The following is a 14130-nucleotide window of genomic DNA, read 5'->3' on the forward strand; positions in this document are numbered from 1 at the left end:
AAATCGTCACTTCAATTTTATGCGAGGTGCCGTCAGCAGACGTGACGGTCAGTGTTTCAGTAACTGTTTCGCCTTCTGAAAGTTTGTCGTAGGCAAGCTTCTTCTCGCCTTCTGTTGCGAGTTGATAGGTCCAATTGCCTTCACTTCCCTCGGAATTAAAGGTGAAACTACCATATACGCCATCCGTGCCCGAAGCCTCGCCAAAGGTTTCGGTACTATCCACATCGGCAACCGTCACAGTGCCTGACGCAACACCTTCAACGACTTCATAGCTTTCCGCATTATCGGTAAATGTCGCGTTGTCGTTGACGCCATGAACACTGATGGTGACAATCTGATTCGTGCCGTCAGCCGACTGAACAATGATGGCGTCCGTGACGGTAACGCCGCCATGCAGCGCTTGTACCGTGGACGAGTTGTTGTCGATCGTGTAGGTCCAGTTGCCTTTGATATCGATCGTCAGCGAACCGTAAGTGCCTTTATGAGTGGCTTCTCGGAAACCTTCGGTGCCGTTCGGGTCAGTAGCGGTCAACGAGCCCTTGGCGATACCAGTATATTCGACTTCACCCAAAGCAAGCTTGTCAATGCTTAGTTCTATGGCTGCACCGTCTTCGATGACGTCGCCAGTGATGGTACCTTTGATAACAGCAGGTGTGTTTACCGGGAGGCCGCCATTTCCGCCGTCTGGCCCCTGACCTTCATCGGGAAACAGGCGAAGGATAGCTTCGTCTGCATTCGCTGCGGTGCCTGGATTCTGCGTGTCGATGGAGGCGATGTATTCACGGCCAACCGTGATCGCGTCTGCACCATTATAAGCCGCAAGTTCGTTCGCCTGATCGAGATGGGTCGTGAACAGATCGGCTGCCGCGATTTTGGCATTTACGGTATCAAGGTCTTCGTTTTGGGCACCATCAAGAATCGCAATTGCGATGTTGTTGATGTTAAGGCGACCGGCTTCAAGCTCGCCCACAAAGTAAGCAACGCCTTCAGCTTCGCCATCGCGTTCAAACAGAGACTGATAGATCGAGTTCACGATCTGCTCGTTTGTCATACCAGAAAAGCGGCTCTGATATTCCTCAGTCGAGGCCAAGTCGCCGATTCCGGTCAAATCTGCTCCATTGCTCGTTTTACCGTTGTAAAATTCGAGGCCTGCCGGGTCGGCAGGACGACCGAAGAGCGCGACATAAATTCCCTGGATACTCGCCATGACTGGCCCCCTCAGACCATAAAATCCTTACGTGAGGAATTACTAAGCCCATCCGAATTGGTTAATCAATGGTAAAGTTTAGGATTGGTTAAGTGTCCCAAAAAAGGTTTTAGTGATGCTATCGACAGTGAGGGAAATCCATGTATTGCACGGTTTTTTGTAGATAATGATTTTTTATACAAACAACGATTTTTACTTGAATAAAACATTTTAAGCTTGAGAATGTTTTTTGAATATTTAATTACCTAAAAATTTTGCCGATAACAGCGAATAAATTTTCAAATATAGATGTTGACGGTTTGTGAGCGACGCCGAAATAGCGCAGCGCGCTAGGCAAGACTTATTATATTTATGATTCAATTGAGCTGTTTTAGACGGATGGCATCAAGAATATCCGCCAGCGTCTGCGCCAGCGGAATAATGGGACTCCAGCCGAGTAGCGTTTCCGCCTTTCCGCAGTCGCCGGACATTACCGGAATATTGTTGGGAAGATAGCGGTCTTGGTCGATTTCTACGGTGATGGGAACCCGCGCCATGCTGGTCAGAAGCGCCAGGATATCGGCGATCTGCATGGGTGCGCCGGTAGACAGATTGAAGGTCTCACCGGCAGCGAGGTCATCCCGGTCTGCCGCTTTAAGATATGCATGGACGATGTCGCGCACATCGAGAAAATCGCGGCGGGCCTCGAGATTCCCGACCCGTAGAATAGGGTCCTGCTGCCCCGCTTCGATCCGTGCGATCTGGTTGGCGAAGGCCGGCACGACATAAGATGGTAGCTGCCCGGGACCGGTATGGTTGAACGGCCGGAAGATCGCCGCCTGCAATCCATCGCCCGCCATCTGCCGCAGCATGATATCGGCGGCAGCCTTAGTCGCGCCGTAGGGCGACATCGGTTCGAGGGCAGCATCCTCGGAGAGCGGGACCTCGCTGCGGTTGAAGGCGGCGCCATAGGCTTCGGAGCTGCCGGCAAAGACGAAGCGCGCCGCCGGCACATGCCGCAGAACGGCCTGCGCCAGATGGAAGGTGCCCATGAGGTTCACCTGCCAGGCAGTGTGCGGCTCATCCTTAGCCTGGCGTGGTGCGGCAATGGCGGCGAGGTGAATGACCGCGTCCGGCCTGGCGGCGGCAACCGCCCGGTCGACGGCTTCGGCATCGCGCAGGTCGGCGGCGCTTGCCGTCTGCGGATCGACGAAATCGACCGGCTCGAACCTGTCGCCCCATAGAGGAGATGCGACCGCCCGGATCAGCGTGCCGCCGACGAAACCGCGAGCCCCGGTGACGAGAAGACGACGCTTTGACATGCCCGGACCTTTAGCTTCGGACCCCAAATGTTTTCCGCCGCCGGGGAGGGGAGGGCCTCCCGGCGGTGAAAAGTCTCAAGCCTTGCGGTGGCGCGCCATGTCGGCATCGACCATTTCGCGGATCAGCTCTTCCATGGAGATGCTGGTTTCCCAACCGAGCTTGGCCTTGGCCTTGGCCGGGTCGCCGAGCAGGATTTCCACTTCCGCCGGGCGAAACAGCGCCTCGTCGATGACCAGATGGTCGTCAATGTTGAGGCCGACATGCGAGAAGGCGATCTCGCACATGGTGCGCACGGTCGAGGTGCGGCCGGTGGCAACGACGTAATCGTCGGGCGTCTCCTGCTGCAGCATCAGCCACATGGCGCGGACGTAGTCCTTGGCATGGCCCCAGTCGCGCTTGGCGCTGGTATTGCCGAGGCGCAGCTCCTTGGAGAGACCGAGCTTGATGCGGGCAACGCTGTCGGTCACCTTGCGGGTGACGAACTCGATGCCACGCAGCGGCGATTCGTGATTGAAGAGGATGCCGCTCGAGGCGTGGATACCAAAGCTTTCACGATAATTGACGGTGATCCAGTGGCCGTAGAGCTTGGCGACGGCATAAGGCGAACGCGGATAGAAGGGTGTCGTTTCCGACTGCACCGGCTGCTGGACGAGACCATACATCTCAGAAGACGAGGCTTGGTAGAAGCGGGTATCTGGCTTGGCCAGGCGGATTGCCTCGAGCACGTTGGTGACACCGAGACCGGTGACGTTGCCAGTCAGGACCGGCTGCTGCCATGACGAGGCGACGAAGGACTGGGCGGCCAGATTATAAAGCTCGTCCGGCTTGATGTCCGTGACAGTGCGCACCAGGCCCGACAGGTCGAGCAGGTCGCCGTCGACGATGCGCACGTCCTTTTCGATACCGAGCCACTGCAGGCGGCTCAGATTGACGTCCGAAGTGCTGGAGCGCCGCGCCAGACCGTAAACGTCATAACCCTTCGACAGAAGAAGCTGCGCGAGATAGGCGCCGTCCTGTCCGGTGATACCCGTGATCAATGCCTTTTTTGCCACGTCAAACTCCTGATCGTCCTGCCTTAACTTTGCCCGACTGGTCGACAATAGCGGGCGCAAGGCTGTTGGCTTTGGGGGAGCCTGTTATAGAAAGCATATGCCATGTTCAAGCAGGAAGGCTTTATTCCAGGAAGATCCGGTTTCCCACGAGGTGGATGGGGTGGACGATTTGCCGCTGGCAGGATGGCGGCATTGCGCCGCGACCGCGTTGCCTTTATGGGAAATTAGTGATTGGCGGGCATCTTAACCGATTAATCAAATAAAGCAGCTACGCATAGCTTTCGTTTCTTAATAAACGGTGGAGCCTATGTTAGGCTGTTCAACAGTAAGCGGATTCTGAAGTTTACAGGCCGCGGCTCAGTTCTGGCATCGCGATTGGAAGAATTGCCGAATGAAAAATGAGAATCCGTTTCAGGTTGCACTGACGACATATCGTTCAATTCTCTTCGCAACGATCATGTTCAGTATCGCCATCAACGCTCTGATGTTCGTCGGTCCGCTCTACATGTTGCAGGTCTATGACCGCGTGCTGCACAGTCGGAGCGAGATGACGCTGGCGATGTTGACCTTGATTGCGCTGGCGATGCTGATGGTCTACGGCCTTCTGGAGTGGCTTCGTTCGCGCGTCTTGGTGCGCGCTGGCCTGCGGTTCGACCAGATGATCGCCAAAGGCGTCTTCACCCGTGTTGTCACCAGCACGCTAAAGCAGCCGCAGGCACGATCGGAATTTGCTCTCGGGGATATTGATCGCCTGCGCGAATTCTTCACCGGTTCCGGCCTTATCGCCATCTGCGATGTGCCGTGGATCCCCGTTTTCCTGGTCGTCTGTTTCCTCTTCCACCCGATTGTCGGCTGGATTGCAACTTGTGGCGCCCTGATCATCTTCGCCCTTGCCATCGCAAACGAGTTCATGACGAAGAAGCCACTGGCTGAAGCGGCCGGTCATTCCCAAGCGGCGCAGCACTTCTCTAACTCGACCCTGCAGAATGTTGAAGTAATCCGTGCCCTTGGCATGGAAACTAGCCTGCGTGGCCGTTGGAATGCCATGCATCGTAGTATGCTGGAAAAGCAGGCAAGTGCTAGCGATCGTGCTGGTGGACTACTGTCTACCTCCAAATTCGTACGTATGGCGCTGCAGACGATTATCCTCGGTGCCGGCGCCTATCTCGCGATCGAAGGCGAAATATCGCCCGGCTCGATGATCGCCGCATCGATCATGATGGGTCGCGCGCTGTCGCCGGTCGATCAGGTCGTCGGCCAGTGGAAACAGTTCATCGGCGCCCGCCTTGCCTACAAGCGTCTTAACCAGATCTTCCGCGAAGTTCCGGAGGAGATCGAGCGCACCGAATTGCCGGCTCCGACCGGCAATTTGACGGTAGACCAGCTGATCGTCGTTGCGCCTGGTTCGAGAACGCCGCTGCTTCAGGGTGTCACTTTTGCTGTCAAGCCGGGTGAAGCCGTTGCCGTCGTCGGCCCAAGTGGTGCAGGCAAATCCAGCCTGATCCGATCACTGGTCGGCGTATGGCAGCCTCTTTCCGGCGCCATCCGTATCGACGGTGCAGAACTCCAGCACTGGAACAGGGACGAACTCGGCAATCACTTGGGTTATCTGCCGCAAAGCGTCGAACTGTTCGCTGGTACGATTGCTGAAAACATCGCACGCTTCAAAGAGGGCGCAAAAGCAGAAGACATCATCAAGGCAGCCCAGCTCGCTCGCGTGCACCAGATGATCCAGAATCTGCCGGACGGATACGAAACCCAGATCGGTGTCGGCGGTCGTCAACTTTCGGGTGGCCAGCGCCAGCGCGTCGGCCTTGCCCGCGCCCTGTTCGGCGATCCGGCGCTCATAATCCTCGATGAGCCGAATTCGAACCTTGACAATGAAGGTGAAGAAGCATTGGCCCAAGCCATCGCCGAGCTAAAATTGCAGGGCAAGGCGATCATTGTCGTCAGCCACAAGATGAGCTTGGTCGCTCTGACAGACAAGACACTTATTCTGGCCGACGGCCGGATGCGCGCCTTTGGCCCGACACGCGACGTTCTCCAGCCGAAGCCAGCAGTTCCCGCGACCGCGCCGGCACAAATCGAAAACGGGCAAAACCGCAATATTGCCTGATCCGTCAGGTAGGATGATGACATGGCGAATGCGATCCCGGAGACGGGGTCGCCGGAGCTGCTCTCTCCATTTGTTGTTACGCAGTCCAAAGATAAACCGCATCGGGTTTTCCGGAGTTGCTTTAGATAGGCCGTAAGATGAAAAAGAAAGACGACAAGCAGAGCAAGAATTTCTCGCCCGCGCCCTATATCACGGCCGGATATGCGACGATCTTTCTTGGACTGGGTGCCTTGGGCACGTGGGCAGCGACAGCTCCCCTGGCAAGCGGCGTCGTCGCCGGCGGAACGGTTTCGGTAGAAACGAACCGCAAGACGATCCAGCACCTGGAAGGCGGTATCATATCCGAAATCGTCGCCAAGGAAGGTGAGGTCGTCAATGTCGGCGATCCCCTCATCAAGCTTGATCCGACGCAGGCACAGGGCAACTACACTGTTCTGCGGACGCGCCTGACGCTGCTGCGGGCGACGGAAGCCCGTCTTCTGGCGGAAAGCATCGATGCCTCCGAGGTCAAGTGGCCGGAGGGATTGGAAGAACTCGACGCCGCGTCCGCGAAGGATGCGATCGCCCTGCAACAGACGCTGTTCCAGGACCGGAAGCGGACCAAGGATGGTCAGACCGCAATCCTGAACGCCCGTATCGATCAGCTCAACGAAGCGGTGAAAGGGCTCGTCCAACAGCTCGGCGCCGTCAGTAAGCAGATCAACTCGATGCAGAGTGAGATCGACCGTCTCACCAAGGGCCAGAAGACCGGTGTCGTCGGCACGAACCAGTTGTCGCAGATGACGCGCGGTCAGCTCGAGCTCGACGGCAAGCATGGCGAAATCACTGCCGAGATCGCCAAGCTGCGCCAGACGATTTCCGAAACCGAACTACAGATCGTGCAGATCCGCCAGGAATTCGTGGAACGGGCCGGCGGCGAACTGCGCGACATCCGCGATCAGCTTGCCGAAGTCTACGAACGCACCACCGTTGCCAAGGATATCCTGAACCGCACCGTCATTCGCGCGCCGGTGCGTGGCATGGTTCAGAACATCCGCGTTCACACGACACACGGCGTCATCCGTGGCGCAGAACCGATCCTTGACGTCATTCCGCTCGACGACAACCTGATCGTCAACGCCAAGATCCGGCCGATCGATATCGACAGCGTCAAGCTCGACACGGAAGCGGAAGTGCGCTTCTCCGCCTTCTCCAGCCGCACGACTCCGGCGATCTTTGGAAAGCTGACCGTCCTTTCGCAAGACGTCATCGAACCGACCCAGCAGGGCCAGGAACCTTATTACATGGCTCGCATCGAGGTGGATGACAAGGACGTACCGCTGGAGATCCGCGGCCGCCTTCTCCCCGGCATGCCGGCCGACGTCATCATCGCCACGGGCGACCGGACCTTTGCGGAATACATCATCAAGCCGCTGACGGATGCCTTCCATAAAAGCATGCGCGAGAAATAATAGCTTGCTGATTATCTCCGGCCTAAAGCCATGATTGTGGCTTTAGGCAAAACCATTTTTAATTATTAAAAGCTGCTGTAATTTTGTATCGAATATATTCCTTAGCCCACACGAATTTTTCCTCGACAATGGAGAATATAATTGCGTTTTGCAATTTATCTACCAACCACTTCGAAAATTTTACCTCGACAAAATGATATGTAATTATAGATAATACGATAGATATTGAAAATACTAAAAATATAGCGAGCCATCCGCCGAACGGATTTATAATCCCAAATACATTTTTTGTATAAATGTAAATCCAAATTGCGGTTGGATGCGAAAGATAGAGTGAAAACGAAATATTTCCTAAAAATAGGACGGCTCTTGGAATGGCAAAATTCATATTTTTGCTTGCGATCGTCAATATAAATAAGAATATTATGACTGTCGTACCAACGCCATGAATACCATGATTAAGTTTCCAATGGAAAGTATATTGCGTTATCAGAGCTATTATGGCTGCTGCGCTGAGAGATATTGACCAATATTTGTTTGGAAAAGAAAAATTTGAACGGTAGATAAGCCCTATCGCCATTCCTGCCAGAAATAGAAAGTTCAGCGGATTGGTCGCAATAGCTAGAGCGGGAAAATTTTCCAACTGTTGATAGTAGGGGTCAAATAGAGGAATACCGGTAAGAATCCGAGGAGCAAGGATAGTCACTATCGATACAAAAACAAGGAATCTGAAAAAGCTCTCTTTAAAAAATAGAGAAACAAAAACCGCTATATAAAAATACACTTCATATTGGATCGACCACCCTACGATCAAAGAGGGTGAAAATATATTTGGATAAGCTGCATTATGCTCTGGATAAAAGGCTAGGCTGCGGATCAGCAGATCCCAACTATGCCGGTCTGAGGCCACCTCCATAGCCATGATTGTAAGAGTATAAACGGTATAGAGTGGAATGATCCGTGCCGCTCGCTTTATAAAAAAAAGGCGCGGCGATATCGTTAGTCCGTCGCTACTATAGCAAGAAACAACCATGACAAAGCCGCAGATCACAAAAAATAAATCTACAGCCATTGTTGAGGCTGGATAAAAAAGAAGCGTTCCCAGACCGCTTCCATATGGGCTGACAAAGAAACTGCAATGCCAGAGCAGGACTCCTATCGAAGCAATGCCCCTCAAGGCCTGGACGACCTCAATGCGTGATTTGTGATACATATGCCCAAGCCTTTTTGGGCCCATAAATAATGAGTAACCTTGCGCGAGACTGCAGTTCTTTTTTCCGTATCAAGCGCGGAGTAATTTAAAGCGTAAAAATCGTAATTTCATAAAATTTGAAAATATATTTAATTATTGTCGAAAATAAATATTGTTTAAAATTAATATTGATAATTTTTGTTTGACATTTTTATTAATTTAAATCTTATAATTCCATTATGTAATAATTAATGGGGCAGTTATGGCATCTTCCTATTTCTATCGTGAGGGTTATGCACCGGATTACGATCTCCTTACAATGATGTTGGATCCGATAAGTTTGAATTCTGCGCGATCTCTCGATTTTTCACAGCGTGGGACGCATTACATCAGAGTTGATAAGCCGCTTATAGGTGATGTTTACTCTATATTGAGCGACGCGCGCATCGAAAATGATGGAGATACATCTGTGATTCGCAATGAAACACAGATTAATAGCGTCCGATTGATTCAACTCTTTTTTGGTACTGGCGGCTATTACGCCGAGTTCGAAAACTCCAGTTCACAGAGAGTGCTAGACAATACATTGGGCATTTATAATCCTGGCGGAGACAATATGTCCTACATGGACAAGCTGACCGTCAATCCTGGTCAAGCCGGCGGGAGCTTTACGCCCTTCTTCTTTCTCGTCATCAACGGAGGAGCTATAGGCGGCGGTTCTGGTCGCGCGCTTGTGGTAGAAGGAGATGCTACCGGAGTCCGAGAGCAAAGCTGGGGCGATTGGCTGGACGGAAGTCCGAGTGGGCCGGGCGAGGATCCCGGCGGAGAGCAACCAGAGGAGCCGGTGAATGATGATACGCTGCATGACGCCCAGGATCTTCTTGCGGATATTCAGGCAGAAATTGCGTTTCGTGAGCAAATCAGCAACCAACTTTATTTGGAGCTGGAAGCTGCACGGGAGCTACAGGCACTTAATGAACTGCGATTGGAGGGGCTGTCTGATGAACAACTGGGGCTGATTGCTTTACAAACACTGGAAACTCTTGGGATTGCGGGCACTTGGGCAGAAGCATATCTCTCCGTTAGCCGAGCGCCGACCGGTGTATTTTATAAAAGCTTTGGCGACACGAAAACCGCGGTTGAACTGCATTATGCGCTTCTCGATGCCTCTCAAAATCCTGATTGGCAAAGCTACGCAAAACTCCATGAAAAGAACACAGCTTATGTAGCCAAAGCAGCCGAATACAAAGGCCAGCTTGGGAACTATCTGAAGGCGCTGCAGGTCACGAAGAAGACTGAAGAGTTTTATCAAAATACCAAGGACAATTACAAAGACGCCTCTTCTGTCCGTGACAACATGTATGTTGTGGAAACGGAGATCCAACGCTTAACGGCCCTACAGGAGAACCTGACTGCAACACTGATTGACAACCGAAACACGATCGTCGAACTTCAGCAAACTGCAAATACGATTGTCGAGAGATCTCCTGAAGCCACAAATACCTATCTTTTTGGCACCGGTCACCAACATACGACCGGCGGACGACCACTGCTTCACGAAGAGCGGGCGGCGGTAAACTCTGCAACTTTTGTTGAGATGGTAACGTTGACCGCCGACTATCAGTCAGTGCTAGCTTCGCAAGGCGATGTCATGGTTTTCGGAGCAGATTCTCGACATGATAGGGTCGATATTGGAGCTTCATTCACTGACTTCGAGATCACAACACCCGGTGGCGACTGGGGCATGTTTGAAAATAGCCGATTGAGCCTGATCACTCAGGATGTCGAGCGTGTTAGTTTCCGAGATTTGACGATCGCCTTTGATGACGATGGGATGGCCGGAATTGGCTACCGAATTTACCAGGCAGCTTTCGATCGGGTGCCCGATTACGTTGGCTTGGGTCATTGGATCCGTCAGCTCGATTCAGGCGTAAGTCTTTTGAACGTTGCTGCCGCATTCGTGGGATCCGACGAGTTTCGGGCTGTATATGGAACCAACCCGACAGCAAAAGCCTATATTGCGAAGCTTTATCAGAATGTCCTTGGACGCGAAGGAGAGGCTGATGGCGCGGCCTTCTGGGAAGAGCAACTTGCTTCCGGCGTCTCGGCAGCTCAAGTGCTTGCACACTTTTCTGAAAGTCCCGAGAACATTTCTGGCGTTGCATCATCCATTGCGGATGGGATCTGGTACATCTAGTTCAGCGATAATCATGACGGGAAAGCAAGACTGCCTTCCCGTCATGACCTAAAAATCCGCAACAACTTTGTCGCTAAACCCGATTAAGCCCAGACATCCACCCACTGCTGCTGGGTTACGGCAACCAGATCGATGCCATCCACCTGGATGGCGCCGTGAGATGGGGACTGTTCGTTTGCCAGGTTGGCGCGGTTCTCGTCGCTGACCGAGATCGCCACCAGCACGTCGGCGCGGCTCTGGCCTGCGGCCAGGGTATCGACCCAGTAGGCAACGCCGGCAGCCTCGCCGGCCCGGTCGAGCACGTTCTGATACAGTACGTTGACGAAGGCTGCGTCATCCATCCCGGCCGGATTGCCGAAGCGTTCCCCGAATTCGGCGCTGGCGACGATGCCGGAGGCCAGGACCGACAGGCTGGCGCCATGGTCGAGCACATCCGACCAGTACTGCAGGCCGGACGGATCGATCTCGCGGTCAAGACCGGCGCTGTAGACGAGGGAGATGTTTTCATGCACGGCGGAATTTGCATCCTCGGCGATCACCGCATCCGATCCGCCGATGGCATAGATGCCGTCCTTGAGGGCCAGATAATCGATATCCGTCGCCTTGATGGAGCCGCCCTGATACGTAAAGACCAGGTTGGCGCCCTGCTTGACGATGTCGAGGGCAGCCAGGGTGGTGTCGATCACCAGCGTGTTGAGGCCGGCATTGCCCTGCACCGTATCGTTGCCCCGGCTGGCGACGAAGACATCGTTGCCGGTGCCGCCGATCAGGGTGTCGTCGCCATCGGTGGTAATGGTCGGCAAGGTCGCGCTGATCCACTCGGCCTTGTTGAGGCCGAGGAGTGATAGTTCATTGCCGATCGTGCCGCCGGCGAGGATGTTGTTTCCTTCCAGGCCCTCGAGCCTGTCATTGCCGGCTCCACCGACGAGAACGTTGTCGGCGGCATTGCCCTTGATCGTATCGTTGCCCGAACCGCCGATGGCATTTTCGATCAGGGACCGTTCGTCACCCTGGTAGAGATAGGCGAAAGCGACATTGCCGGGCGCTGAATGGCCGTCCCCCAGATTGGCGACCTGGGAATTGCCGAAATTCGCCCAGCCGCCCGGCGCCAGGTCGATCTTCAGCGCGCTCGTATATTTCGAGAGGTCGACCGTATCGCGGCCGCCGCCGTCCCAGATCGTTTCAAAAACCTTGTTGCCGCCGGGAGCGCCCTGGCCGACGCCGTTGATGAATTTCTCACCGCTCGTCGCACTCCAGGAATAGACCGTGTCTTCGGACCGCGTGGTGTAGTTGGCGCCGTAGAGGTATTGGACGGCAGCGATGTCACGCAGCATCGGCGATTGGGCATAATCCCAGGTTCCGTTCGAATAACCGTCCCGACCGTCGTTGGCATAAGAAGAATAACTCATGATCGAGTAGGCCATGGCGTCGATCGTGCTTCCCGCCGTGCTGCCGCCGAAATTCAGCGTGGTCCCGGCTGCGGTGGCGGCCTCCACGTTGATGCTGGCATCGGTGGCACTGACCGTGCCGTGAACGAGACCTGCGCAGCAGGGGCACAGGCTTTTGCCGGTCACATCCTCGGCGCTGTAATTGCCGGTACCGAGTTTGTTTTCATGCGGATGCGACAGACCGAGCGCATGGCCGAGTTCATGGATGAAGGTGTGATAGGCATAGTTGCCCGCCTTGGGGGTGCCGTAATAACTCGCCGAGGTGCCGAACCAGACGTCACCGGCTTCGCCACTGGTTCCCGGCGCATAGGCCCAAGCCGTTTTGGGGGCGCTCGACATGGCAATGCGAATATCGGCGGTGGAGCCCGAGCTTTCCGAGATCTTCAGGTCGATGAGTTCTGCCCAGGCCGCCATGGCGTCCTTCGCCGCGGTAATCTGGACGCCGCTCAGCGCTTGATATCCCTTGGCCGTTTCGCCCTGACCGTACACGCTGGAATATTGGCTGGCCGATGTGGTGAAGCCGAAGGTGACGCCTTCATCTCCCCAAGAAGTCCTATTCAACAGAGCGTCAACAAAGGTTTGACCAGTTGCTTCAACTTTTATTGTTTTGACCATTACCCTGTTTCCGTCTGTTTTTGTTTGTACAAACAGTACAAGATAAAATTTGAGATACATTTTATCTCAACGATCGCATTTTATGATCGATATATACTTTAAATTAACTTTAAAAATATTGCTTCAATCAACCTTTATTTTGAATTTACAGCGAGCTTTGCTTACCCGTCGTTAAGCATGCCACGGTGCATCCGTTCGATATGACAGGCGGAAGGTAAAGGTGCCGGGACGGGAACCCGCCTTGTCACAACAGGCAGAGACGTTTAGAGAGCCTGCACACGCCGGCATCAGGCCGTTCTGAGCGAACCGACGGAGCACAGCTTTCATGAAGATCATCTTGTCGGTGCAGCCGATCCGGTTTCCGATGACCGGGATCGGACGCTATACGCTGGAGCTCGCCCGGCATCTCGCCGACATCGACGATATCGAAGACTTGAAATTTTTCGGGGACGAGCAATTCGTCGATGGCTTGCCGACGCCCGGCAACAGCCAGTCGCGGCCGGCCTCGGTGATCACCCGCATCAAGCATCGCCTGGCACGCAATCCGGTCCTGCTCGATATCTATCGCAAGCGGGTGCACAAGCGCCGCGGTAGGGCGCTCTCAGGCAAGGACGACTACCTCTACCATGGCCCGAATTTTTACCTGCCGCCGTTTCCCGGCCGCTCCGTCGTCACCATCCATGACCTGTCGGTCTTCACCATGCCGGAACATCATCCGGCCGAGCGGGTGATGTTCATCCGCAAGGAGGTGGAATTCGCGCTGAAACAGGCGACGATGCTGATCACCGATGCGGAATACACGCGGCATGAGGTGGCTAAGTATTTCGGCTGGCCGATCGAGAAGGTTCGGGCCGCAGCACTCGCCGGCGGCGCGGAGTTTTATCCGCGTGACGCCGAGACCACCGCACCGGTGCTTGCCCGCTACGACCTGACGCCGGGCGGTTACGGCCTTTACACCGGCACGATCGAGCCGCGGAAAAACCTCGTGCGACTGCTTGATGCCTATGGCCGCATGCCGCTTGCGCTGCGAAAGCGTTTCCCGCTCGTACTTGCCGGCTACAAGGGCTGGAACAACGAGGAGACGATGGCGCGTATCAACAAGGCGGAGAAGGAAGGCTGGGCGCGTTATCTCGGTTTCGTGCCGAACGACGACCTGCCCATCCTGTTTGCCGGTGCCCGGCTGTTCGCCTTCCCCTCACTCTATGAGGGTTTTGGCCTGCCGGTGCTGGAAGCCATGGCCTCCGGCATCCCGGTGGTGACCTCGACCAGTTCGACCTTGCCGGAAGTCGCCGGCGATGCGGCGGCGACCTGCGCGCCGGAAGATGTGGAAGCGCTGGCCGGCCTCCTCGAACGTGGCTTGGACGATGAGGCCTGGAGAAGCCAAGCCATCGAAAAAGGCTTCGCTCAGGCGGCAAAATTCAGCTGGCAACGTTGTGCGCAGGAGACTGCCGCGATTTACCGCAGCGCGCTGGCCCAATAATCCGTGCATGAACGGCCGTTTCGCACTAAGAAATCCCGAACCAAGCCGCGAGGCGAAAACCTGACGCATG

The 14130-nt window shown here is 54.6% G+C and carries 9 protein-coding genes; 4 read left to right on the forward strand and 5 right to left on the reverse strand.

Features of this window, described 5'->3' with window-relative positions:
* The 3 genes from ACSQ3I_RS25735 to gmd all read right to left on the reverse strand — a co-directional run.
* A partial coding sequence (locus ACSQ3I_RS25735; protein ID WP_436003687.1) for a VCBS domain-containing protein occupies nucleotides 1–1207 on the reverse strand: 1207 nt, incomplete at its 3' end.
* Nucleotides 1208–1563: 356 nt separating this feature from the next.
* Nucleotides 1564–2508, reverse strand: a complete 945-nt coding sequence (locus tag ACSQ3I_RS25740; RefSeq protein ID WP_436003689.1) for a GDP-mannose 4,6-dehydratase — start codon at nucleotides 2506–2508, stop codon at nucleotides 1564–1566.
* A gap of 75 nt (nucleotides 2509–2583) precedes the next feature.
* Nucleotides 2584–3561: a GDP-mannose 4,6-dehydratase gene (gene gmd, locus ACSQ3I_RS25745; RefSeq protein ID WP_436003691.1), complete on the reverse strand. Its 978-nt coding sequence runs from the start codon at nucleotides 3559–3561 to the stop codon at nucleotides 2584–2586.
* A 391-nt stretch (nucleotides 3562–3952) separates the two neighbouring features.
* Between gmd and ACSQ3I_RS25750 the strand changes: the two genes are divergently transcribed.
* Both ACSQ3I_RS25750 and ACSQ3I_RS25755 read left to right on the forward strand, forming a co-directional pair.
* Entirely contained in the window at nucleotides 3953–5677 is a 1725-nt protein-coding gene (locus ACSQ3I_RS25750; protein ID WP_436003693.1) for a type I secretion system permease/ATPase, read from the forward strand.
* Nucleotides 5678–5814: 137 nt separating this feature from the next.
* Nucleotides 5815–7128, forward strand: coding sequence for an HlyD family type I secretion periplasmic adaptor subunit (locus ACSQ3I_RS25755; RefSeq protein WP_436003695.1), 1314 nt, complete (start codon nucleotides 5815–5817; stop codon nucleotides 7126–7128).
* Nucleotides 7129–7186: 58 nt separating this feature from the next.
* Here the strand turns inward: ACSQ3I_RS25755 and ACSQ3I_RS25760 are convergent, their stop codons facing one another.
* Entirely contained in the window at nucleotides 7187–8341 is a 1155-nt protein-coding gene (locus ACSQ3I_RS25760; protein ID WP_436003697.1) for an acyltransferase family protein, read from the reverse strand.
* A 241-nt stretch (nucleotides 8342–8582) separates the two neighbouring features.
* Between ACSQ3I_RS25760 and ACSQ3I_RS25765 the strand changes: the two genes are divergently transcribed.
* Nucleotides 8583–10517 (forward strand): DUF4214 domain-containing protein, encoded by a 1935-nt coding sequence (locus ACSQ3I_RS25765; RefSeq protein ID WP_436003699.1) that lies wholly within the window; start codon nucleotides 8583–8585, stop codon nucleotides 10515–10517.
* 83 nt (nucleotides 10518–10600) lie between these two features.
* Here ACSQ3I_RS25765 and ACSQ3I_RS25770 read toward each other — a convergent pair whose 3' ends face one another.
* Nucleotides 10601–12526, reverse strand: a complete 1926-nt coding sequence (locus tag ACSQ3I_RS25770; RefSeq protein ID WP_436003701.1) for a DUF4214 domain-containing protein — start codon at nucleotides 12524–12526, stop codon at nucleotides 10601–10603.
* Between the two features lie 379 nt (nucleotides 12527–12905).
* Here ACSQ3I_RS25770 and ACSQ3I_RS25775 point away from each other — a divergent pair, with 379 nt between their 5' ends.
* Entirely contained in the window at nucleotides 12906–14060 is a 1155-nt protein-coding gene (locus ACSQ3I_RS25775; protein WP_436003703.1) for a glycosyltransferase family 4 protein, read from the forward strand.
* Nucleotides 14061–14130 lie beyond the last annotated feature (70 nt).

It is taken from the genome of Rhizobium sp. LjRoot30 (assembly GCF_964253915.1).
GTDB lineage: Bacteria > Pseudomonadota > Alphaproteobacteria > Rhizobiales > Rhizobiaceae > Metarhizobium.